Annotated in this window: 20 protein-coding genes; 8 read left to right on the plus strand and 12 right to left on the minus strand. The window is 42.6% G+C overall.

The window, feature by feature from the left end; translation table 11 throughout:
• Positions 1-249: 249 nt before the first annotated feature.
• Positions 250-2688, plus strand: coding sequence for a TonB dependent receptor (locus PQ469_RS22565; RefSeq protein WP_274209690.1), 2439 nt, complete (start codon positions 250-252; stop codon positions 2686-2688).
• Between the two features lie 116 nt (positions 2689-2804).
• Here PQ469_RS22565 and PQ469_RS22570 read toward each other — a convergent pair whose 3' ends face one another.
• The 3 genes from PQ469_RS22570 to PQ469_RS22580 are packed head-to-tail and all read right to left on the minus strand — an operon-like array spanning position 2805 to position 4500.
• Entirely contained in the window at positions 2805-3035 is a 231-nt protein-coding gene (locus PQ469_RS22570; protein WP_274209691.1) for a KTSC domain-containing protein, read from the minus strand.
• A 52-nt stretch (positions 3036-3087) separates the two neighbouring features.
• Positions 3088-3468 carry a DUF1634 domain-containing protein gene (locus PQ469_RS22575; protein WP_274209692.1) on the minus strand — a complete coding sequence of 127 codons (381 nt, stop codon included), beginning with the start codon at positions 3466-3468 and terminating at the stop codon, positions 3088-3090.
• Between the two features lie 24 nt (positions 3469-3492).
• Positions 3493-4500 (minus strand): DUF8457 domain-containing protein, encoded by a 1008-nt coding sequence (locus PQ469_RS22580; RefSeq protein ID WP_274209693.1) that lies wholly within the window; start codon positions 4498-4500, stop codon positions 3493-3495.
• A 255-nt stretch (positions 4501-4755) separates the two neighbouring features.
• Between PQ469_RS22580 and PQ469_RS22585 the strand changes: the two genes are divergently transcribed.
• Entirely contained in the window at positions 4756-5328 is a 573-nt protein-coding gene (locus PQ469_RS22585) for a thymidine kinase (protein ID WP_090652394.1), read from the plus strand.
• 169 nt (positions 5329-5497) lie between these two features.
• Complete coding sequence (locus tag PQ469_RS22590) at positions 5498-5866, plus strand: response regulator (protein WP_090652395.1); 369 nt, start codon at positions 5498-5500, stop codon at positions 5864-5866.
• Positions 5867-5924: 58 nt separating this feature from the next.
• Here PQ469_RS22590 and PQ469_RS22595 read toward each other — a convergent pair whose 3' ends face one another.
• Positions 5925-8105, minus strand: a complete 2181-nt coding sequence (locus PQ469_RS22595; RefSeq protein WP_274209694.1) for a TonB-dependent receptor family protein — start codon at positions 8103-8105, stop codon at positions 5925-5927.
• 395 nt (positions 8106-8500) lie between these two features.
• Here PQ469_RS22595 and PQ469_RS22600 point away from each other — a divergent pair, with 395 nt between their 5' ends.
• A complete protein-coding gene (locus PQ469_RS22600; protein ID WP_274209695.1) occupies positions 8501-10444 on the plus strand; it encodes an alpha-amylase family glycosyl hydrolase in 1944 nt (647 codons plus the stop codon).
• Positions 10445-10593: 149 nt separating this feature from the next.
• Positions 10594-10785 (plus strand): cold-shock protein, encoded by a 192-nt coding sequence (locus PQ469_RS22605; protein ID WP_090652398.1) that lies wholly within the window; start codon positions 10594-10596, stop codon positions 10783-10785.
• Positions 10786-11204: 419 nt separating this feature from the next.
• Here PQ469_RS22605 and PQ469_RS22610 read toward each other — a convergent pair whose 3' ends face one another.
• The 3 genes from PQ469_RS22610 to PQ469_RS22620 all read right to left on the minus strand — a co-directional run bounded on the left by PQ469_RS22610 (position 11205) and on the right by PQ469_RS22620 (position 16401).
• Complete coding sequence (locus tag PQ469_RS22610; RefSeq protein WP_090652399.1) at positions 11205-12065, minus strand: sigma-70 family RNA polymerase sigma factor; 861 nt, start codon at positions 12063-12065, stop codon at positions 11205-11207.
• 342 nt (positions 12066-12407) lie between these two features.
• Positions 12408-14885 carry an AsmA family protein gene (locus PQ469_RS22615; RefSeq protein WP_274209696.1) on the minus strand — a complete coding sequence of 826 codons (2478 nt, stop codon included), beginning with the start codon at positions 14883-14885 and terminating at the stop codon, positions 12408-12410.
• A gap of 214 nt (positions 14886-15099) precedes the next feature.
• Positions 15100-16401 carry a hypothetical protein gene (locus tag PQ469_RS22620; protein ID WP_274209697.1) on the minus strand — a complete coding sequence of 434 codons (1302 nt, stop codon included), beginning with the start codon at positions 16399-16401 and terminating at the stop codon, positions 15100-15102.
• 154 nt (positions 16402-16555) lie between these two features.
• On the opposite strand from PQ469_RS22620, the gene PQ469_RS22625 reads away from it, so the two are divergent.
• Both PQ469_RS22625 and mmuM read left to right on the plus strand, forming a co-directional pair.
• Positions 16556-16888 (plus strand): hypothetical protein, encoded by a 333-nt coding sequence (locus PQ469_RS22625; protein ID WP_274209698.1) that lies wholly within the window; start codon positions 16556-16558, stop codon positions 16886-16888.
• Positions 16889-17096: 208 nt separating this feature from the next.
• On the plus strand, positions 17097-18023 hold the full coding sequence (mmuM, locus tag PQ469_RS22630; RefSeq protein WP_274209699.1) for a homocysteine S-methyltransferase: 927 nt from the start codon (positions 17097-17099) through the stop codon (positions 18021-18023).
• Positions 18024-18332: 309 nt separating this feature from the next.
• On the opposite strand, the gene PQ469_RS22635 is transcribed toward mmuM, so the two are convergent.
• The 3 genes from PQ469_RS22635 to PQ469_RS22645 are packed head-to-tail and all read right to left on the minus strand — an operon-like array spanning position 18333 to position 20001.
• Positions 18333-18566 carry a hypothetical protein gene (locus PQ469_RS22635; RefSeq protein WP_274209700.1) on the minus strand — a complete coding sequence of 78 codons (234 nt, stop codon included), beginning with the start codon at positions 18564-18566 and terminating at the stop codon, positions 18333-18335.
• Positions 18530-19444 carry an IS3 family transposase gene (locus tag PQ469_RS22640; RefSeq protein WP_274209701.1) on the minus strand — a complete coding sequence of 305 codons (915 nt, stop codon included), beginning with the start codon at positions 19442-19444 and terminating at the stop codon, positions 18530-18532. Before PQ469_RS22640 ends, PQ469_RS22635 begins: the two co-directional genes overlap by 37 nt.
• Before the next feature lie 2 nt (positions 19445-19446).
• Positions 19447-20001, minus strand: a complete 555-nt coding sequence (locus PQ469_RS22645; protein ID WP_274209702.1) for a hypothetical protein — start codon at positions 19999-20001, stop codon at positions 19447-19449.
• Positions 20002-20124: 123 nt separating this feature from the next.
• Here PQ469_RS22645 and PQ469_RS22650 point away from each other — a divergent pair, with 123 nt between their 5' ends.
• Complete coding sequence (locus tag PQ469_RS22650; RefSeq protein WP_274209703.1) at positions 20125-20871, plus strand: DUF72 domain-containing protein; 747 nt, start codon at positions 20125-20127, stop codon at positions 20869-20871.
• 89 nt (positions 20872-20960) lie between these two features.
• Here the strand turns inward: PQ469_RS22650 and PQ469_RS22655 are convergent, their stop codons facing one another.
• Both PQ469_RS22655 and PQ469_RS22660 read right to left on the minus strand, forming a co-directional pair.
• A complete protein-coding gene (locus PQ469_RS22655; protein WP_274209704.1) occupies positions 20961-22808 on the minus strand; it encodes a UbiD family decarboxylase in 1848 nt (615 codons plus the stop codon).
• A 62-nt stretch (positions 22809-22870) separates the two neighbouring features.
• The gene (locus tag PQ469_RS22660; protein WP_274209705.1) at positions 22871-23245 is read right to left on the minus strand and encodes a four helix bundle protein; all 375 of its coding nucleotides are present in this window, start codon (positions 23243-23245) and stop codon (positions 22871-22873) included.
• Positions 23246-23270 lie beyond the last annotated feature (25 nt).

A 23270-nucleotide genomic window follows, 5' to 3' on the forward strand; every position in this document is an offset into this window, starting at 1 on the left:
GGTTTGATGCGAAATTAAGAAAAATCGTATCGGTTTCCTTTTTATTGATTTACTATATTTATTTTGATAAAGCATTGTTATGAACACTTGCAGCATTATACACAAATCATAAATAGCAGGGCTGGCAACGCCAATATTAATATATCATGAAAAACAAATTATAATGATATTATCAGTTTAGTATTTTGTGTTATATTGCGATACATTTTCTAAACGTTACTTTATCGCAAATTTCTACATCAACTATTAATGAAGGTTTTATTCGGAGGCATTTTTTTTGCAATCCTTACCGGAATGTGCTATGGTTCTTTTGCACAAACAAAATCTTCGGTAATTCAGGGTAAAGTTTTGACAGAAACCAACAGCCCTGCCGAGGCAGCCACTGTTGTGCTCATGCTGGCGGCCGATTCTGCCATCATTAAATCAACCCTGGCCGATAAAACAGGATCTTACCAGCTAACCAATATAAAACCCGGCAGTTACATTATTTTGGCAAGCCAGATAGGCAGCGCTAAAGTTTATGCAGGGCCATTTAGTTTAGTTGCCGGGCAAATATTTGGAGCGCCACCCATTACCCTCAAACAAACCAGCACCCAACTTAAGGATGTAACCGTAATAGCCCGCAGGCCATACATACAGGTTAAGCCGGGCAAAATTGTGCTTAATGTACAAAACAGTATCCTGGCCGATGGCAATTCGGCCTACGAGGTGCTGCGCCAGTCGCCGGGTGTACATGTGGGGGGCGATAAAGAATCATTAAGCATTACCGGCAGGCAACCCGCCCTTATTACCATTGATGGCCGCGCCACTAATTTAACCGGCGACGACCTTAACAACCTGTTACGCAGCATGCAAAGCAGCACCATCGATCAGATAGAAATCATCAATAGCGGATCGGCAAAGTATGATGCATCGGGTGGCGGTATTATCAACATTGTGCTAAAAAAGGGAAAAAATGTAGGAACCAACGGTACTTTAACTGCCGGGGCCGGATATGGCAAATATGCCAAAGGCAGGGCCGGCATTGTTTTCAATAACCGGACGACAAAGGTTAACGTATTTGGCAATTATACTTTTGATGATAATAAAACTACGCGCATCATTAACACCGACAGGAATATCAGCTACCACGACACCTTAAGTAACTACAATGTAGCCTATCATAATATCCAAAAAACACAAAACCACAATTTTAAAGCCGGGCTCGATTATTCGTTGTCGCCAGGGCAAAGTATTGGTTTTTTGGTGGGCGGTATAGTAACCGATAGTAAATTTATAAAAGATAATACTTTAAAAATATCCAATCAAAATAAGCTGGATTCTATCATCATTTCACAATCCAACCTTGACAGGGGCAGCAGCTTTTTAAATTATAATATTAATTATAACGCCGAACTGGATAAAAGCGGCAAAAGCCTTTCGGCCGATGCTACCTACTCTACTTATAGCCGCCACTCCAATGAATTTATTACCAACAATTTTTACACGCCCGGTGGCAGCAATTACCGGGATGCCCAGCAATTGCAAAATATCTCGCCCTCCGGCATCCACATCTGGACGTTTAAAGCCGACTACGTAAACCCGCTTACCAAAACTTCGCGCATTGAGGCAGGTGCAAAATACAACTATGCCAAAAGCGATAACAACCTTACATTTGGGCCCAGGGTTGGCAATGTTTATAAAGCTGATCCTGATTTTAGCAACCGTTTTTTGTATGTCGAAAAAGTAAGCGCAGGATATATTAATTACATTAACAAAGTTGGCAAGTGGGATATTACTGCCGGCTTGCGGGCCGAAAACACCAATTCAAAAGGAAGCTCGATAAGCAGCACACGGACAACCACTTCATATAACTATTTTGACCTGTTTCCGCAAACACAGGTAAGTTATACTTACAACCCCAAAAACGTCTTCGGCATAAGTTTCAACCGCGGCATCCACCGGCCCGATTACCAGGACATCAACCCGTTTTTATATTACACCGATCCGTACGATTACCGGTCGGGCAATAAAAATTTAAAACCCGAGTATACCAATACCATCCAGCTATCGCATACTTACAACGATACCTTTATCACTACGTTATATTACAACCAAACCAATGATGCATACGATTTTCCGGTTTACCGGCAAAACGATACCACCAAGGTTAATATAACCGAGCGTAAAAACTTTGGCCATATTTACGTATACGGAATATCATTTTACGCGCCTGTACAATTTACCAAATGGTGGTCGGCAAATTTTAATTTAGACGCATCATATATACGCTACAAGGCTTACCCGGTTAATGGCAGTTTTAATAAAGCATCGCAGGACATTATTTTTAACAGCACCCAAACCTTTGCAATTAGCAGCACCATAGCTGCCGAAATTACCGGCAGGTACGAATCGCCAACTTTATACGGTGTAAACCAACTTAAACAAAGCTATGCGGTTAATGCCGGCATCAGCAAAAGTATTTTTAACAAACGCGCAAGTATTAAAATAAATTTAAATGATGTTTTTAATACTGACCGTGACCGCAATCATGCCATGTACCAAAACATCGATCTATCGGAATACAATAAAAAAGAAACCCGGATAGTGCGAATTGGATTTTCGTATCGTTTTGGTAAAACATCGGTTAAATCGGCCACTAAACACAATACAGGTAGCGATGATGAGCAGCGCCGTACCGGTAATTAAGGTAATGTTGTGTTAACAGTGAAATGGAGGATAGTATTCAGTTGAAAACCCGAAGTCAAGGGTAAAAAACAGAGACCCGGGCTTAGAATTATATATTTTGGAGTTGCAAATTGAGTTTACCTGATCCGGATCTCCGGATATTTACCCTTTATCTGGGTAACAAAAAAATGCCCTAATGATTCGGCACCCATGAATTTTTTGAACGAAGCATTTGAAACGCCAAAATATTGCCATACCCCTCCGCTGTCCCTAAATTCGAGTTCTAATATTTTTGAAGAGGGATCATAGCCGGCGCTATTTAGTGCAGATGATTGTACCGACTGCCTTTGCATAACTTGCTTTTGCATAATACTTTATAGTTAATACAATGCGCAAAAGACAAAAAGGTTTTAAATACTTTTATCCTGCATGCCCGCTCAGCATGCTGGCCATGATAATCAGCAACACCAGCATGGTGATGCCCAGGTACAAATAATCCTTTTCAATTACAAAACCAATGGCCGAAAACACCACACGTATAATGGGGGTAGCTATTAATAATATAATACCGGCCTGAATAATGGCACGGCCACGGCCGGTGAAAATACCATGCAGAATCCCCCCAACGCTCGCCACAAAATCGGGCACGCCTTTAAAGGTGCTATAGTCTACCTGGGTTTGCCCGTGCCTGTACAGGTACAACACCCCACCAATAAAAACAACGCTCATGGATATTAATACGCCTGCGCGCAATATCCAGCCTATAATGGCTTGCATGTCGGTATCCTTAAATTTGGTCATTTAGTTGTGGTCATTATTCATCGACTAAACAGCAGGATACCGTCTCCTCAGCAAGTTATAAAACTTCTCTGCGGTTGCGGCTTTACCTTCCCAGTTGTTTTTGGCAACGTAATTAGTTTTCAAAAAGCGCTCGGCTTCTTCGTAGGTATTAAAGCGGTTTACTATCTCAATAGCTTCGCTGTAGGCCAGGCTGTAACCGTTAAACAAGTCTTTGATATAAAGTAGTTTATCGTTCAGGTTTATGGCCGATTTTAGGTCGGTAATGGGCAGCGCATTAGCTGATGTAGGCAAGTTTTTGTCCCGCTCTGCTATTTGCGCCGATATTTTTTGATTAAAGGTGAGTACTTTATCAGCCTCTTCTTTTACAGGTTCAACTTTAGCCACCATCGGTTTAAATAGGTCTGGCAGTGGCGCGGGTGCTGGTTTTTCAATCACCGGCTTGGCCAGGGTAACGGATTCCAATGGTTTTACTTCTTCCTCTGGTTCACCGGCTTCATCCAACACTATTTCTTGTTCCGGAGTTTCTAAACCCTCGCTTTCAAATGTATAGGGATCTTCGGTGCTATCTGCCTCCAGGTTAATTACCGGGGTTGGTTCTTCATTAGCAGGGGCAGGCAGCTCTATTTCGGGTTTAACAGGGTTATAGGGTACGTGAACGGGAGGTTCGGCTTCATTGGTTAATTCCAGCCTGGTTTCAACCACCGGTTTCTGCTGAACCATAGGTTCAAAAAAGCGACGTTCGTGTAATGGCTCTTGCTTTGTTACCGGTGTGGCTGTAACCACGGGCCTGGGCTTTTCAATTGCAGGCTCCGGCTTAATTATAGCCAGTTCCGGTTTATCGGCTGGCGTGGTTTTGCGCTCATGTATTTTGCGCAGTATTTCGGCATGATCTTTTAAAAAATGGGCATTAGCTACAAAAAGCTCCAGTTCAAGTTCATTCAAATCGCTGTTTTCGGCTTTCAGGTAATCATATTGGTCATTAAGCTCTTGTAAAATACCACCAATCTTTTTAAAAATATCCATTTGCTTCATGGCTTCAATGTTGGGAAAATGCTTACCAAAAATAGGATAAAATTCTGATATTTGGCGCCGTGCTATACCATACACGTTGTATGCTGTAGTTACAATATGAATATCAGTTGCTTTGTTTTACATCTTCCGTTTTTTTCTTTTCGGGTTAAGGAGACAAGGTTTTAATATCGAGATTTGGCAATCACACCAGGTTTTTGAGATTTAGCGTTTGGGACTTAGGATTTAGAGTTTAATATTTAGGTTTTTATTTAAAGAATGGTTTACCACGAAGATGTTTTTAGGCGTAAAAGTGAATCAGGTGGCAGTATTGAACTGGTATGCGGATCGATGTTTTCGGGCAAAACCGAAGAGCTTATCCGCAGGCTAAACCGTGCACGAATAGCTAAACTAAAAGTAGAGATATTTAGCCCAAAATCAGATACACGTTACAGCGACGATGCCATCGTTTCGCACAATGCCAACAGGTTTAGCTCAACACCTGTTGATAGTGCATCGGCTATATTGTTGCTCACCAATGATGCCCACGTGATAGGGATAGACGAAGCGCAATTTTTTGACGACCAATTACCCGAGGTTTGCAATATACTGGCTAATAAAGGCATCCGCGTAATAGTTGCCGGGTTGGACATGGATTTTAAGGGCCGCCCTTTTGGCCCCATGCCAGCCATTATGGCCATTGCCGAATCGGTTACCAAACTGCATGCCGTTTGTGTGCAATGCGGCAACCCCGCTTTGTATTCCTATCGCCTTGTACCCGATAACGCCCGAATCCTTTTGGGCGAAAAAGAAAGCTACGAACCTCGCTGCCGCATTTGTTATAATAGCTAAGGTAATTTATAGCCTAAAGTTTTTTTGGGGTATAAGCCAAATTGCCAAAACAAAAGGTATTCTGTTTGTTATTATAGCACCGGTTCTGTTTAATTTTAAATGAATTATAGGAAAATTTTATAATTTTTAATTAAAGTTAACTATATTCGGTCTTAACTATCAATACCTTATGGCTAAGAAAATTTTAGTGATTGAAGATGATAAAGACATCAGGGATACCATAGCGTACGTTCTGGAAGAGGAAGGTTACGAAGTTGTGGCCTCGGACAATGCCCGGATCCTTAAAAAGCTTTTAGAGATAAACCCGGACCTTATTCTGCTGGATAACTGGCTTACCGACTGGAAAAGCGATGCCAGCGGCCAGGAAATAAGCAAGGGCCTTAAAAGCGACCCAGCCACAAGTCATATACCGGTTGTCATGATATCTGCTGTAAACAATATTGAAGAAATTACCAAAGCGGGCAGTGCTAACGGCTACCTTAAAAAGCCTTTCGATTTAACCGAACTAACCAGGACAGTGAAAAAACACTTAGAATAATTTGTAAAACAATAAAGCCCAAAAGGCCTTCCACAGTCTCGGAAGGCCTTTTTTTTATTTAAAGCTTAATTCCAAAGCCTACATAAAATGTGCGGCCATCTGCCGGCAAAATACCCGGCCCGGGGTACATGTTAATACGGCGTGTATAATATTGGGCATTAAACAAATTATTGATTCCGGCGCTGATATGGTAGTTTTTAAAAAACCGGTAGTTGAACGCCCAGTCAGCCACATGATAAGCGGGTACTATCCCAGTAGCACCGGTTGAGTTGAATACCGTATTATTGGCATCGCTGTAGCTTTTACTGGTATAACTCAGCTGCAGGGTACTGCTTACAGGGCCGCTTAAAAAAGTAAGACCGGTACGGTTTATCCAGTCGGGCACATTTTCAAGGTGGTTACCGGCCAGGCTGATGTTTTTACCTGCCTGATTAATTGCCCCGGTGACGTAGCGCCCGTGCGTATAAGCAAGTGAATTAAACAGCCGGATGTCGCTGCCGGCACGGGCATTAAACGAACGGAGTAATGATACTTCCGTATAAGCCTCGATCCCCTTGGCCACACCATTGCCAATATTAGTTAAATACAAATGGCTTACATTTTGGGCGTCGGTTTGGGTGAGCGTTCCTGCCCTATTGTTGTAGCGTACATAAAAGCCATTAATATCAAAACTAAGTATAGCACCTACGTTGCCGCGGTAACCCATATCTATATCATATCCCCGGCTATCTTTAATGTCAGGGTCAATCACTGTCAGGTTATCAGCAGGAGTAACAGCCGCATACAGGTAGGGGCGGTAAGCCTGCGATATATTGCCGTATAGCTGGCTGCCATTCCCGAACTGGTACTGTAACCCCGTGCCAAATAGCGGGAAGTTGCGGTTCCCTTTATAGCCAATGGGGAAGGTTGCATTGCTGATAACGCCCGATGTTGTCGATTTGATGACTTCGTACCGTACTCCCGGCGTTATGGTAAATTGTGGCGTAACCTGGAAAATGTTCTCGGCAAAGGCTGCATAATTGATAGAGTGGAGCCTTAAATCTATTCCATAAGGTTTAACCAGCGTTAAATCGAAATCGGAGGCGATGGTGCCTACACCTTTTTGCTTGCGTTTGGTGGTTTCTTCAAAATATCTTACCCCGGTGGTAAAGGTACTTTTAAGATCGCCCAATTTGTAGGTATGCAGTAAACGTGCTTCGGTAGTAAAGCCTGCATAATAATCCCGGTCTACCTGGCGTGGGTTAAATGTTTTCAGGCTGGTATTAACGGTATCTTTAATGTTAGGCGTATTAATAAACTGTACACTGTTACGTTGGCCAAATACCACATGCGATGTAATCTCTAACCGGGTATTGCTGTTAAACGCGTAATTGAATAACAAAGCCGGGATATTAATTTCGGGGTTGAAAAAGTTCCTGGCCCTGAATGATTGCCGGTTATCAGCCGCAAATTGAGCATCTGTTAAGCCGCCCGCTATTTGCTGCACATAATCTGACCTTGAAAACTGCAATGCTATGCTGCCCTTGCTATTAAACTGGTATTTGATATTGGCATAGTACGAGTGGTAATCAAAAGCCGCGTTAGGCCGCCAGCCGTCGCCCCGGCGGGTGGAGTAAAAGGCATAATAGCTCAGTTTGCCAACTTTACCGCCAATGGCATTGTAGGAGTTAAAAAAGTTATTTGAACCGGCAGTTTGTTCGCTCTCAAAACCAAAAACTTTGGTGCTGTCACCCTCTTTAATTTTATAGTTTACCATGCCGCCAAACTGGGGGCCAAACTGTAACGCGGCCGAGCCCCGTACAAACTGTACTTCGCCAATGGCCTGGAAGGGTACATTGTAGTGATTTTCGGGGTAGCCAAATGCGTCGGAGTTGGTATTGTATCCGTTTTGCCGCATGTTCATCTCGATAGACCGGTGCGGATCGGTCCCCCTGCTGCCTATATTTAATTGCAGACCGGCGCCATCCATTTCCCAAACATTAAGGCCAGGCACTTTGGCAAACAGCATTCGGGCGGAGTTATTGACCAGGGTAATTTTACCGGCATCAGGGTAAATTAAATGCGTACGCTTACCTGCAAAAATATAAGTACCCTGCACATTGGACAGGTATTTTGCTCTGCTTTCTTTAATAATCACACTATCCAGGTGCAGGGTATCCCTGGTGCTCTTTTGCGCCTGGGCATAGCCGGATGCCATGATGGATAGTATAAATAGGGTTATTTTATAAAAATTGTTCATAAGTTTAAATTGATAGTATAGGCGTATAACCTGGCATGATTAAGCAATACTATGGCGAATGTTCTTTTCAAGAATGATTCTAAATAAGCACAATGCTAAGTATAATTTTTGTGGATTGACAGGTTTATTTAAAATATTCATGCTGCTGTGCATATGGCGCCGTTAAAGTAGCAAGCATCCGGTCTGCCGCGCAGCGTCTCGATCACTATATCCGGTTATCTGAAAATGGCAGCGCCTATTGTTTCTTAAAACCTAATTATATACTTTTGTAAACGCTTGGTTTTCATAGCATAACCCCAGTTGCTATTTTTGAGAAATTTATTTTAGGTGTTGTTATACTTAAAATAGAAAATTCAGGTTACTTTTATACGGCCAATTTTATAAACACAAAATATATGATAATCAAAAATGTTTACTTTTTGCTGGTCACCTTTTTGGCGATTGGATCTACTTCATGCAAGAAGCCTTCTTCCGGAGATAATTCCGGGAACGTTCCCGGAGATACCACAACGGTGGTACCGGGTGGTAAAGCGTTGCCTTCGGGCGCTGTTGATGGAGTCACTTACATCAACTCAGGCAAGTCGGTTATTTTAAATTTATACGCACCATCAAAAACATCGGTAAGCGTTATAGGCGATTTCAATAACTGGACAGCCGATGCCAAATATGCCATGAACCACACACCCGATGGCAAAAACTGGTGGATACAGATTGATAATCTTGACGCCAATACCGAGTATGCCTACCAGTACCTGATTGACGGCACACTTAAAGTGGCCGATCCGTACACCCAAAAAGTGCTCGATCCTAATAATGACAGCTATATAGATGCCCTTACCTATCCTGGTTTAAAGGCTTACCCAACCGGCAAAACAACCGGAAATGTAAGTGTGATGCAGGCCAACCAGCCTGCTTATAGCTGGAAGGTGCCAAACTTTGTACGGCCGGAAAAAAAGAACCTGGTGATATATGAATTATTACTGCGCGATTTTGTTACCAACCACAATTATCAAACTTTAAAAGATTCGTTAAACTACCTGGCCAAACTTGGTGTAAATGCCATTGAGCTGATGCCTATAAATGAATTTGAAGGTAACCTTTCATGGGGATATAACCCTTCGTTTTACTTTGCTCCCGATAAATATTATGGCACTAAGAATGCCTTAAAAGCATTTATCGACGAATGCCACTCCAGAGGTATTGCCGTTATCCAGGATATGGTGCTAAATCATTCGTTCGGTCAGTCGCCAATGGTGCAAATGTATTTTAATACCGCCGCTGGCAAGCCGGCAGCAAACAATCCCTGGTACAATGTAGACCCTACACACCCATACAACGTAGGGTACCAGTTTAATCATGAAAGCGCTGCTACCAAATATTTTGTAAAAAACGTGATCAAATTCTGGATGCAGGAGTATAAAATAGATGGTTTCCGGTTCGATCTTTCCAAGGGATTTACCCAGGTTAATTATGGTACCAGCGGCGATGCTGCAGTTACCGCCTGGAGCCAGTATGACGCCAGCCGCGTAGCTATCTGGAAAGACTACAATAACTACATTAAAAGCATCGACAATAATAACTTTTATGTGATATTGGAACACTTTGCGGCTAACCAGGAAGAAAAGGAACTGGCCGGCGAGGGCATGATGTTGTGGAACAATTTGAATTATAATGCCAATGAAGCTACCATGGGCTGGCTAACTAATTCAAATTTCCAGGGAATATTTTATGATCAGCATACCTTTACCCTGCCATACCAATTGGTAGGCTATTTTGAAAGTCACGACGAGGAACGCCTGATGTTTAAAAATGAAAGCTACGGAAACGCATCTGGCGGTTATAATGTTAAGGATATTACAACCGGCCTGAAACGCGAAGAAATGGCAGCGGCATTCCTGTTCTCGGTGCCGGGCCCTAAAATGTTATGGCAGTTTGGCGAGTTAGGCTACGATCAATCTATCGACTCCAACGGGGGGCGCACAAGCAATAAACCCATTTTGTGGAACTATTTTGCCCAGGCGCAGCGTATACAATTGTATAAAGTTTATTCGGCCATGATTAACCTGCGTAAAAAGAACGCAGTATTTGCCAGTACCAATTTTGTGTACAGCCTGTCGGGCGCTATAAAAAGCATCCAGTTAAAGGATGCGGGCGTCAATGTGGAGGTTTTAGGAAATTTTGATGTGGCAACGCAAACCGCCAACATTACCTTCCCTTCAACCGGCACTTATACCGATGCGTTAACAGGGGCAACGCTAAATGTTACCTCGGCAACTATGCCTGTAACGCTTGCGCCCGGCGAATATCATGTGTACAGCAGCGCTGCTTTAACTCATTAATAAAAGGCTAACACGCTAATAATAAAGGCCCCGAAACACACCGCGGGCCTTTATTGTTTAACGACTTCAGGTATAAAAAAACTTTAATTGCCTTATTTATAACAGATTGTTAATTATTTAACTGTACATTCGCCTAATTAAATAAAAATATAATGCAAGGAACAGTAAAATTTTTCAATGAAAGCAAAGGATTCGGATTTATCGTACCAACAAATGGTGGTGCCGAAGTTTTTGTACATGCCTCAGGCCTTATCGACACTATCCGTGAAAACGATAGCGTTACCTACGATGTAGAACAAGGTAAAAAAGGCTTAAATGCGGTAAATGTAAAAGTAGGTTAATAAATAAACTATTATCATAATCGTACAAGCATCTGTTCTGAAAAGGGCAGATGCTTTTTTTTGTGGGGTAAAGTTTTGTATCAAAAAAGGCTGTCATGCTGAGGAACGAAGCATCTATTCGCGAACGATGCATGACGAATATTACATGGTATGCAAATGCTTCGTACCTACCCATGACAAGTTAAAAAACGGAAGTTATCCTGAACTTGTTTCAGGATCCCACAGGACAGGTGACCCGCATGAAGTATACTTAGCACATGGGGTCCTGAAACAAGCATGACATTAGGGAGAAACCGTTGTCATTCTTCCTCCAGGATTTCCCGAATTTTACAACCCAGCATGACAGGAGGGGGAATTGTAATCACAAAAAAACGCGAATAATTTTCATCATTCGCGTTCCTTATAATCTGCTAAATCGTTTAGTTCAAATACGATTGTAAAAGATTTGATTTTGAGTTGTGGCGTAAACGCATCAACGCTTTATCTTTTAACTGGCGTACACGCTCGCGGGTAAGGTTAAATTTCTCGCCAATTTCTTCTAACGAATGTGCGGCATAACCACCTAAACCAAAGAAAAGGATAATAACCTCGCGGTCGCGTTCGGCAAGGATACCTAATGAGCGTTTGATCTCTTGTGATAATGAATCCATCATCAGTTCGGTATCGGTTGCTGCATCGGTACTTTGCAAAACATCAAGCAAGGTATTTTCTTCGCCCTGTATAAAAGGAGCGTCCATAGATACCTGGCGGCCCGCATTGCTTAGTGAATCGGCAATTTTATCAACAGATATTTCGAGGTCCTCGGCCAGTTCTTCCGGTGTTGGTTGTCTTTCAAATTCCTGCTCTAATTTTGAAGCTGCTTTATGAATTTTGCTTAATGAACCAATTTGGTTCAATGGTAAACGCACAATACGTGATTGCTCGGCAACGGCAGATAATATAGATTGGCGGATCCACCATACTGCGTATGAAATGAATTTAAAGCCTTTTGTTTCGTCAAAACGTTTAGCCGCTTTAATTAAACCTAAGTTACCTTCGTTAATTAAATCGCCCAGGGTTAAACCCTGATTTTGGTATTGCTTTGCCACAGATACCACAAAACGAAGGTTTGTTTTTGTCAAACGCTCTAATGCGGCCTGGTCGCCCTCACGGATCTTTTGCGCCAGGATCACTTCTTCCTGGGCAGATATTAAATCTACTTTACCTATCTCGTGAAGGTATTTTTCAAGTGACTGAGATTCACGATTGGTAATGGATTGGGATATTTTGAGTTGTCTCATTTTTATTGAATAGATTTATTTCAGCTAATTATATGTCCGATAAGAATTTACACGGTTGGTTTAACCTGCTCTATAAAAATATGATCATTTAACGGTGCTCCTAAATTTTTTCTGAACCCGGGATACTGATGATGCAGGGGTTGGCTTTTTGATACTATTGCAGTAGGATGCGCGGTGTTTACCGTATTGAAATATGTTGCAGTTACCGGTAAGTGTATAATCAATCGTGATCTCTCTTAAATGGATTCACAAAGATACGCATTCAATTGCTATTATTGTGTCAAAAATACATCTATTTTATTTGTTATAAATGAGGCACATATCGTGCCATTTTTATAACCGTCAAGAGCCCGTTTTGTCATCAGTGTTTTCAGTTTTTTTATCATCTTTTTTGTCTTTATCGCGGTTTTTGTTCCACTTGATTTTTATCTTGCCATCATCGCCGTCGGCAGCCAAAATGTGCAATACTATTCCCTTCATACGCTTTTTATTACGTTCGGTTGCGTCTATTATTGCCGTATCGCCTTTTGGGTTACGCAAAGGTATATCCAATGCTATATTTGTGCCCCTTGATAGTGAGTAAACGCCGGCTACATTCATGTTAATAGCACTTGAATTAATTTGCATGGGGCTGATGTTTATTCTATCGCCATCAATATCAAACTTCATATTAAGCGTTTGAAAACGAATATTGTTTAAATCCCTGAACGGAAAAGCGAATTTACCTACGCTTGTAATGGGCTTAAAGTTTAGCAATGCACCTTCTTTTAAATCAACGGTTGTTAAGCCCTTCAGGCTGCCGGGTACAATATCGCCAGCACCATTAATTTTACCGGTGAGGTGAGCCTGTGCCGATAAAAATCCGCTCAGGCTTTTTGATGTAAAACTATTCATCCCGAAGTTGTTAAACGCCAGGAAAAAGTTACTGGTATTTACGTTATCAATTTTAGTATTGATGATAAAATCGTTAACCTTTCCATTCTGTACAAAATTGCCGTTAAGTTTTAATGAGCCACCGGCATGTTTAACACTTAAGTTGTTAACCTTAATGCTGTTATCGGCCATTAAAAAGTCGGCAGTAGCATCGGTGGCCAAAAAGTTTTTATAATATACTTTATCAACCTGCAGGTGGATCTCGGCTGTGCCTTTTTCAAACGCGGTACTCAGGGCATCGTTCATATTGGCTTTTTTACCTCTTTTAACCTTTTCAACAGGCTCGGCCCGGTTTAAAAAGCCAAGAAACTCGGCCAAATGTAATTGCGGACTGTGTACCCGCCACTTAAGTACTATTTTTTCGGGAGCGGTATAGTACAGGTTTAAAAAATTGTTCACCCGGCCATCCATGTAAACAATGCTTTGGCCCGATTGCATGCGGATGTTATTCAGCAGCAAATCGTTACCTGCAAACTTGATAGTGATGGCGCTGTTTTTAAAGTTGAGGTTACGGGGCAGGTAACTTACATTGGCATTTTTTATATTGATAGTACCGCCTAACTGCGGTTTCGAGATTCTATAATTAACCAGGTCGGCTTTGTAGGCCAGCTTAAGATCGGCATAACCCTTGGTAAAGCGCAGGTCATCGTCGCCAATGGCGCCGTTTAGTTTTGCGATATCAAAATTCGCTTTAAAAATGCCCGTGGCCACCGGGGTATTCAGGTTATTTATAAAAGCCGTATCAATGGTAAATGGCACCTTTTTATAGGTACCGTTAAAATGATAGAGTTTGATAACGGAGTTATCATCATTAAGTCCCCTGCCATTAATATAATTATTAGAAAACACCCCGCTAAAGCTGCAGTTTTCAATCGTAACACCCGGCATGGTAACAATATTATCGCTTATCCGGGCAGTAACAAATATGGATGGATCGCCCCCGCCGCCAAAAGTGCCTGCAATTTTACAAGTTACGGCTATCGGGGCATCAATATTAAACATTTTAAGGCTTTTGGTAATGTTGGGCGCCAGCAGGTTGGATGCATCTGTCCACAAAATTTTATCGTTGGCAATGTTAAGCGCAAAATTCACGTTCGGCTTGCCCAGGTCAAATTTACCGCCTATAGTAAAGGCATCACTACCGATATTTAAAACCTTAGGGACAACTGTAATTTGTTTTGATGGTTGATGGTAGCTGATATCAAAATCGCCGGTGAGTAGTTTATCTTTCATAAAGCTACCTTTCCTGGTGTTAAAAGAAAAGCTTTTAACCATTGTTTTCAGGCTGATGAAGGCGTGCCAGCCGGTAACAGGCCACTGCATGCGGCCATCAACATCCTGTACCTCAAACTTAAATAACTTGAAGGCCTTGCGGTCGTCGACGGTAAAATTCACATTGGTTAAACCAAAGCGTTTGATCTGGGTAGATGGGCTGGTGTTTTTATCTATTTTAACAGAATCTGTTGGTTTGCTTTTAAAAACGGCGGTGTTGCTGTACCCTGAGCTATCGGTAAACAAATCAATAACAGCATTGCTGATATCTATTTTATTGATTTCCACGCTGCCATGCAGTAAAGCCGCGGCATTTACAGATACATCGAAGTTTTTGGCATCTAACAGGGTATGGCGGTGTACCGGCCATTGCTTATCTTTTATAACCACATCTTTGAGGCTTACCGAAACACCGGGGAAGCCCTTGAAAAATGCAGGATCGAGTTTACCAATGGTAAGCGTACCATTAAGGTTTTTGTTGAGTTCGGCGGTCATCATTTTTAACACCTTTTCTTTGTTGAAGATGATGTACATGGAAACGCCTGCAAACGCGATGATTACAACGCCTATCAATGACCCTAACACTTTTAATACTACTTTACTCCATTTAGGCATTGCTAACTATTTTATCTAAAAAGCACCAATATTGATTAATTGTTTGATAGCTACAGATTTAAACATTAAAGTTGTTACAATTAAGTTCAGTGGCCTGATGTGCGAGGTCAGGGGTCTATGTTCCGAGATCGGAAGTTCTCCAAGGTAAAAGTTCGGCCCGCACTACACGTCCTACAGACCACACACCACAGTCCTCAGACAACAGATCTCACAATTACCTGTTACGCTCGCTCAACCAATGAAACTGCCGTTCGGCCAATTGAAAATGCCGGTTTGTTTTCTTTAACAGTACATATAAGCTATCGTTGCGTATTTTTCCCCAAAGTTTTATGGTGGTGCTATCTGGATTTTCATATCTGAAACTGGCTAACCAGTAATTATCTCCGGCGAACTTTTGTATCTTAAAAAGGTGATTCGCAGAATCTGTAGTGTAAACAAAATACCCACGCTTATAGCGTTGCCTGAAGGCTGTATCTGCAGTTTTAATACTCCCGGTGCCGTTTTCTAAAATAAAGTCATGCCATCTTAAGGTATCTGCAACAGACAAAGGAATATCTTTTTTATTTACCGAATAAACGGCCACTTCATAAACTCCGTTTTTAAGATATTGCTTGTCTGGCGCTGCGTTTGCTTCCTGGTAATATTGCCAGTTTTTTATTATTTGCATAATTACAGCTATAAGTAAAAACGCGCATTTGAACACAATGCGACTTATGCGCATCCATTTTTGGGTATATTTAAAATGATAAGTATTGGCAACTGGTGCAGGCTTATTGAGTACAAAAAAGTAATAAAGCCGACCTGCCTCGTTAGCCAGTAAAAACAAACTTACCAAAGTAAGTTCCATTGAAAATAGCTTAACCGGGATATCATAACTCAGGTTAAGCATCATTACATTGCCAAATACGCCGGCCGCCATAAATACGCCGAGGGTTGCTGTACGGCGGTTTAGCAGCAGCAAGCCAACCAATGTTTCCATGATGCCCGAAAACACCTGGTAGGTTTTGGAGTAGCCAATAAACATCCACGATAAACGCATGGGCAGCAAATCGCCAAGTGGCGTGGCCAATTGATGCAGATTTGGAAACGGCATTTGCAAGGCGTATATTTTAAGTATACCGTAGCTTAAGGCAAAAAAAGCAAGGTAATAACGAGCTGCCAGGCAAAGCCAGTAGTTAAGATGAGTGTAACTGGTTCGCTTACGGTCAATTACCGACCACAGCAGACAGCCAATGAGCGCTACGCATAATATTGCCCACAGTTGCGCCCAGGCCCATGATGTATCGCCGCTGCCGTTGGGTTGCACCAAAACCTCACGAACATGAAAAAATAGCTTGTTAGATGTAGTTACAGCCCAATCAACAAAGGAATAGTAAAAAGACAATAACTTGCCAACTCCAGGGATTTCGGCCAGCCAGGCCAGCGGCGCTATCTGCAGGGTAAGGTAAATGAAAAAAAAGCGGAAGGCTATCCGTCGCCATAAGGGCCATGTGGCATTGGTTTGGGTAGATGTCATTTACAGGCAATAAGGTTGATGTAGTACTAAATTAAATACAAACACCAATATAAGTTATTTCGTTGATATTTGCAGATAAAGTGCTGGTTTTGAATTAATTTTAATAACCTGTATCGCTGCGGATATTGCAGTCGTATTAATAATAAAACTAATCATGAAATTGCTTGCTATCATCTTTTGTTTAGGGTTGCTAATTGCATCCTGTAAAAAGAATAACGAAACCCCGTATCAAAGCAATGGGGTTTTAACAGGCTACGACCTTCGTATGTGCCCTTCGCCGTTATGTGGTGGCTTACTGATCACCATTAAAAACGATACCGCAAAAAATCCACCTTCCTATTATCATATCAACTCCTCGCTGGCACAATTGGGAATTAATGAAAATACCCGGTTCCCGATAAACGTTAATTTAAATTACAAAAAGGATACGGGCATTTTTGCTACGTACAATTATATCATCGTCACTAAAATTAAGGTGGTAAAATAACTGGGATGCTTCAAAAACCGGGTACAGAGGCAGACAGGGCATGATACGGGTGGGTTTAGGCCTCGCCCGGTTTTTAAGAAACCGGCAATATGTGAGTGCTTTAATAAAGGATTATTGTTTCGCCGCAGGATACATTTTCCTAAATTTAAATAGCGAGTTTTAAACTGGAACACATACAATTGCTACCTTGCAGCCCGGAATTTTAGGCATGAAAAACATCTTCGATAATTTTATTCAAAAAAAAGGTTTGGTTGTTCTTGATGGGGCAATGGCAACCGAGCTGGAGGCGAGGGGTGCTGATCTTAACCATAGTTTATGGTCGGCAAAACTGTTAAACGAGAACCCGGAGCTGATTAAGCAGGTACACTATGATTATTTAATGGCAGGCGCCGATGTCATAACAACCGCCAGCTACCAGGCCAGCTTTGAAGGTTTTGCAAAGCACGGATATACAACCGAAGAAGCTATCGGCTTGATGCAGCTGAGCGTACAATTGGCTTTTGATGCGCGTGATGAGTTTATCAAAGCGTTCCCCGGCCGTGAAAGGCCATTGGTAGCTGCCTCGGTAGGGCCTTATGGGGCGTCATTGGCCGATGGATCAGAATATCGGGGCAATTACGGTGTAGGCATTGAAGATTTGAAAGCGTTTCACCGCCGCCGGATGCAGGTATTAATAGAAACCGGGGCAGATGTACTGGCATGCGAAACCATTCCGTGTATAGATGAGGCCGTTGCGTTGCAGGAATTGTTAGCGGAGTTTCCCGGCGTACAAGCCTGGATCAGTTTCAGCTGTAAAGATGAAAGCCACCTGAGCAGCGGGGAAGATTTTGCCGATGCTGTAAAATTGATAAATCAATCGGCACAGGTAGTAGCGGTTGGTGTTAACTGCACCGCGCCACAGCATATAGCTTCATTAGTAAAGATAGCGGCCACAAATACCAGTAAGTATATCCTGGTTTATCCAAACAAGGGCGAAGTTTGGGATGCTGTGAATAAATGCTGGCTGCCGGCTAACACAAGCCATACTCATTTTTATGACGGGGCAAAAAGCTGGTATTTGGCAGGCGCCAAAATTATTGGCGGCTGCTGTAAAACAACACCTGAAGATATTAAGCAATTGCAGCAGTTGGGGTGAGGTGAAAGGTAAAAGGCGAACGGGTAAAAAGCTAGAGATGAAAGGGGGCCAGGGCAAACGCATCTAAATAGTTAACTACGATAAGCTGTTGTTTAATAATAGCTAAGGGAATAAGCTTATAGCGTTGGGAAGATATAAGCATCAAACGATACCTTATTTTTATTTGGATACGCCTAAATTGCGAGATCAATTTAGTGTTAACCGTACCAAAATACAAAATACTGATTATTAGATATTTATGTAAAAAATATCCAAAATATGTCAAGTTATGTTAACCCAATTAGATGCGTTTGACCCGTCCTGAAATAACTATACAGATTTGTGAGTTAATCCTGTAAACACTATACAGGTTCTTTTTTTAAAGATAAAGTTAAATAACTTGTTGTTTGTTTGTTGTGTTGGAATGTGGGAAACTCCTTCAGTTTTCCATATTTCAACACGTTTTTCTTTTTTTGCTTCTTTTTTTCTTTTTGCTGAACCTCCTCTTTTTGTTGATAACTCATCTGTCAGGCGGGTATGGCCAGCGGCTTTTCCTTCTCCCATTTGCCCGGGTATTCCTTCCAGCGTTTTTTCAGTACATCACCTTGTTCATGCGCCTGGCAAGGCGTCAGGTAGTCACAGCTTCCATGGGGCCTCAATTCGTTGTATGCCTTAATACTGCTATCGATCTTTTTATAAGTCTGCTCAAAGTTAACCGGGCTGATGTACAGGTCGAACTCCCCCTTGATGATGCCATTCATTCGTTCGGCCAGTGCATTCTCATACGGGTCACCCCGTTCAGTCATACTGATGGAAATAGTTTCGTTCCCAAGCAATTCCACATAATCCTTAGAGCAGTATTGGGACCCTCTGTCAGAGTGATGGGTAAGGGTTTGCCCGCTGTAACTGCGGACATCCAGGGCCATCTGTAAGGCCGCTATAGGCCCCAGCGCCAGCATATCCAGGCGGAAACAATAACCCATGATCTTACGTGAAAATGCATCTGTTATCAGTGACAGGTAGCCCCATTGGTTTTGCACCCGAATGTAAGTTATATCGCTTACCCAAAGTTCCTCCGGCCGTATAATATGCATTTCCTTTACCAGGTTGGCGTACTTATGCATCCAGTGCCGGGAATCGGTGGTGATTGCTTTTCGTTTACGCTGCCTGATCAGCAGCTTATGAGCGTCAAGCAAGTCAAACAGGTAGTCCCTGCCGATTTCTATATGATGAGAAGCCAGTTGCGGCTTAAGCAGATAAAGCATCTTTCTTGTCCCTAACCGGGGTAAAGGCTTCCTTATTTCATGAACAAGCTGCAGGATAATTTCCTCTTTGATAGAGTCATCCTGGTTTCTCCATAAGTGATCATAGTGCGCATGGCGGGTTTTGCCAAACAGTCCGCATAGAAACGCCCAGCTTAAATGCGCGTAATCCTGCTTCATTATCATGACTGCCTGGCCCCAGCTTTTTTTCTGATCTTGATCTTAAACTGATCCTCTGCTACATCAATAAGGGTATTTAAGGCACTGATCTTTAGCTGTGCATATTCCAAAGCCTTTTTTAAAGCTTCCGTTTCCGGGTCCGGCACACCAGACTGCCCTTCAGCTTTATCCTTCATCTCAAACTTTTCATGAACCGCAAGTTCGGCATTTTCTTTCAACGAGGCCTTAAGCCATTTATTTAACGTTTCTCCACTTAGTCCGTATGACTTCCTCGCTGCATAAGGTTTCAGAATGCCTTGCTCAACCTGGCGGACGACGGATCTTTTTTCTATGTCGCTTAAATGATATCCCCGCTGTTTTTCCTGGTACTCTTTCGAGCCGCGGTCGCGCATCCATTTACTCAGAGATGCCCGCGACATGCCATACTGATAGGCTATCACGCTCCGCGGAGTCCCTGATTCTATCAATTTTATGATCTCATTCCGTAGGCTGCTTTCAAAGTGACATCGCTTAGTAAGGCGAATCTGACTCGCTTTTTGTTCCGATTCTTCTTTCATACACTTTCTTTTAGTGTATAGTTATTTCAGGACGAGTCAGTTTGCCCTGGAAAAGGGGCTGAATAGTTATTGGAATGATAGTGCTGAATAAAACAATTGGGCTGCGGTTCCTATTATAATTGGGTGGATAACGATAATTTATTTTACGCTGGTATAAGCGGTTTGCAAATCCCGATCCCCAAACGCGATTTTCCGCCGGAATTGGGACATCTGAGCAGGTTAGGATTTTATGCTACTTTGTTCAACTCTATAGAGATTAACAGTTCGTTTTATAAACTACCTATTGGTAAAACCGTTGCCAAATGGGCTGCCGAAGTGCCCCATCACTTTAAGTTTACCTATAAATTGTGGCGCGAGATAACGCATAACAAAAACCTGGCTTTTAACCCCGAAGATGTGGAACGTTTTATGCAGGCAGTTGGCCAGGCAGGTGATAAAAAAGGTTGCCTGCTGGTACAGTTCCCGGCCAGTATACAGGTAAATAACCTGCATGCGCTTGAGCGGTTAATCAGCATAATCCGGCTAAACGACCCGGGCTGTGAATGGAAGGTAGCAGTTGAATTCAGACACCGGAGTTGGTATCGTGACGATGTATATGAACTGCTGGCGCGGTATAATATGGGCATGGTATTGCATGATATGCCGGCATCTGCCAGCCCGTTGATAACTGTTCATGATGATGTAGTTTACCTGCGGTTTCATGGCCCCGATGGGGGATACCGCGGCAGCTATGCCGATGACTTTTTATATGAATATGCACAATATGTAAAAGAATGGCTAGCAGATGGTAAAACGGTTTATGCTTATTTTAACAACACCATGGGCAATGCCTTAAACAACCTCCAAATGTTGAACCGGTACGCCGGTTAGAATATTGCCTGCAAAAAACACTCCAGGCAAGCCGGTTAACGTACTTTTTTCAATTAGCATTAATATGCGCCCCTTGCATCAATTCTAACCTAAATCAATCCGTACAAAGCCCCCCCTTTTTCGCCCATTTTATCAACCAGCTTTTCAACTTCAGGGTCGCGCTCCAATACCGGTGCGTGGTGGGATTTAATGCGTGCATCTATAATAAGCGGGCCGCTGCAGCCCCAGTGTTTGTGCTCGGTGAAGCTGCCTATACCATAAATATCGTGCGATGGGTTACTGCGTGTAAAGGTTACCCATACAAAGTTGTTGATATTGGCTGCTGCAAAGGCTGCGTCATCGCATAGTACCATGAGCGCCAGTCCGCCCAGTTCATCTTCTTCCTCTTTCAGCCGGTATTCAATAACGCTGATAACATTATCGATATCCTTATGATTCACATGCTTAGGCACTTCAACCATCAATACGCCGGGCATGGCCATTTTAATATGGGTCACCGGGCGGGGCAAATCAAACCAGGATGGTAGCTCTGTCCAAAGTTCGCGCTTAATATCGCCGGCTACGGTTATGGCTACTTTACTACCGGTGTTCAGTCCGTCGCCACTGTAGTCAAGGGTATCAATGGTGGTGCGGGTATAAAAGTGCAGGTCGCGGGTAAAATCAACGCGTTGCAGTATATGATGTAAAAATGCTGCAATATTATTTACATCCAGGCTCGGGTCATCTTCCTGAGCAGCTATTAGCAAATATTTTGCAAGGCTTAGCTGGCTTTTACCTAAAATGTGGTTGGCGATGGTTAATATCTCCTGTGGTTTTCGTTCTTTAATGTAGGGCGTATAGCGCTCGCTGCCGGTTGCAAATAATAATGGGTGAACACCAGCCGCATCAACGGCGTTAACGGCGTGCAGGCCCGGTATTTCCTTCGGGATGGCTGCCCCGCTTATCTCGTGGATCAATGCGCCGAAACTGGTATCCTCCTGCGGCGGCCGCCCTACCACCGTGAACGACCAGATGGCATCCTTGCGATGATATACGTTATGCACTTTTAACAAAGGAAAATCATGGGCGAGGCTGTAATAACCCAGGTGATCGCCAAAAGGGCCTTCTGGTTTATTTTCCATTGGCATCACAGTGCCGGTTATCACAAAATCGGCATCCGAGGAAATGCAAAAACCCTCATCATCATAAAAATAGCGGAAACGACGGTTACCCAGGGCGCCTGCAAAGGTCATTTCAGATAAGCCTTCGGGCAGCGGCATAACGGCAGCCACCGGGTGGCTTGGCGGGCCGCCAACAAAAATGCTCACTTTTAAAGGCTGGCCTTTTGCATTGGCTTTGGTTTGATGTACCCCAATACCACGATGTAGCTGGTAGTGTAAGCCTATCTCTTTATTCAAAATATAATCGTTACCGGCCAATTGTATGCGGTACATGCCCAGGTTTGCATTCATGATGCCGGGTTTATCGGCATCTTCGGTGTATACCTGTGGCATGGTTACAAAAGGCCCGCCATCCATAGGCCAATTTACTATCTGCGGGATATCGCTGATGTTACATTTTCCAAAGTTTACGGGGGCGCCCCTTCCACTACCTTTCATGGGCAATGCCGATAAGGCTGTAAGCGCTACATTGGCATATTTAAAAGGATTTTTAATAGCCTTAATAGGATCGTTTTTTAGTTCGACGAGTGTTTTGATCTTCTCCAGCGTATCCCGGAAGATAAATTTAGACCGCTCCAACGTACCAAACAGGTTAGACACTGCCGGGAACTTGCTGCCCTTTACATTTTCGAAAAGTATGGCCGGCCCCTGGTTTTCAAACACCCGCAAGTGGATGGCAGCCATCTGTAAATGAGGATCCACTTCCTCTTTAATCCGCACCAAATGACCATGTTTTTCCAGGTCGGCAATACAAGCCTGTAAACTCTTATAACCCATGGGGCGAAATTAGTCATTAGTCATTGGTCATTAGTCATTGGTGCCTATATTTTTGCAGATTGTCATTGGTCATTGAGGATATTTTTGCCAATGAATTTGATGTAGGCGTTTAGTTTTAGGTGGATAAGTTCTAATTGTTTCATTAGTAATTGATAGTGCTCTTCCTCAATCAATTTTCTGCTTTTAGCCTTCTGTAGCCATGTTTTGGTTTCCAGGATAGACCCACGACTGAAATAGCAGAAGTTTTTGTTTTCCTTGTAGTGAAATCGCCCGAATCCCTCAGAAATATTGGCGGCAATAGAATCAGCTGACCTTACCAACTGTTTACCAATAGTGTCTTTCGCCAAATAATCCCATTTTATAACCAGCTCCCATATTTGTTCGCCAAATATTTGAGATAAATTATAAATTTCTAAATCTTCTAAACGATTACCCATAAATTCAAGTTACCATAATGACTAA

Source organism: Mucilaginibacter sp. KACC 22773 (assembly GCF_028736215.1).
GTDB lineage: Bacteria > Bacteroidota > Bacteroidia > Sphingobacteriales > Sphingobacteriaceae > Mucilaginibacter.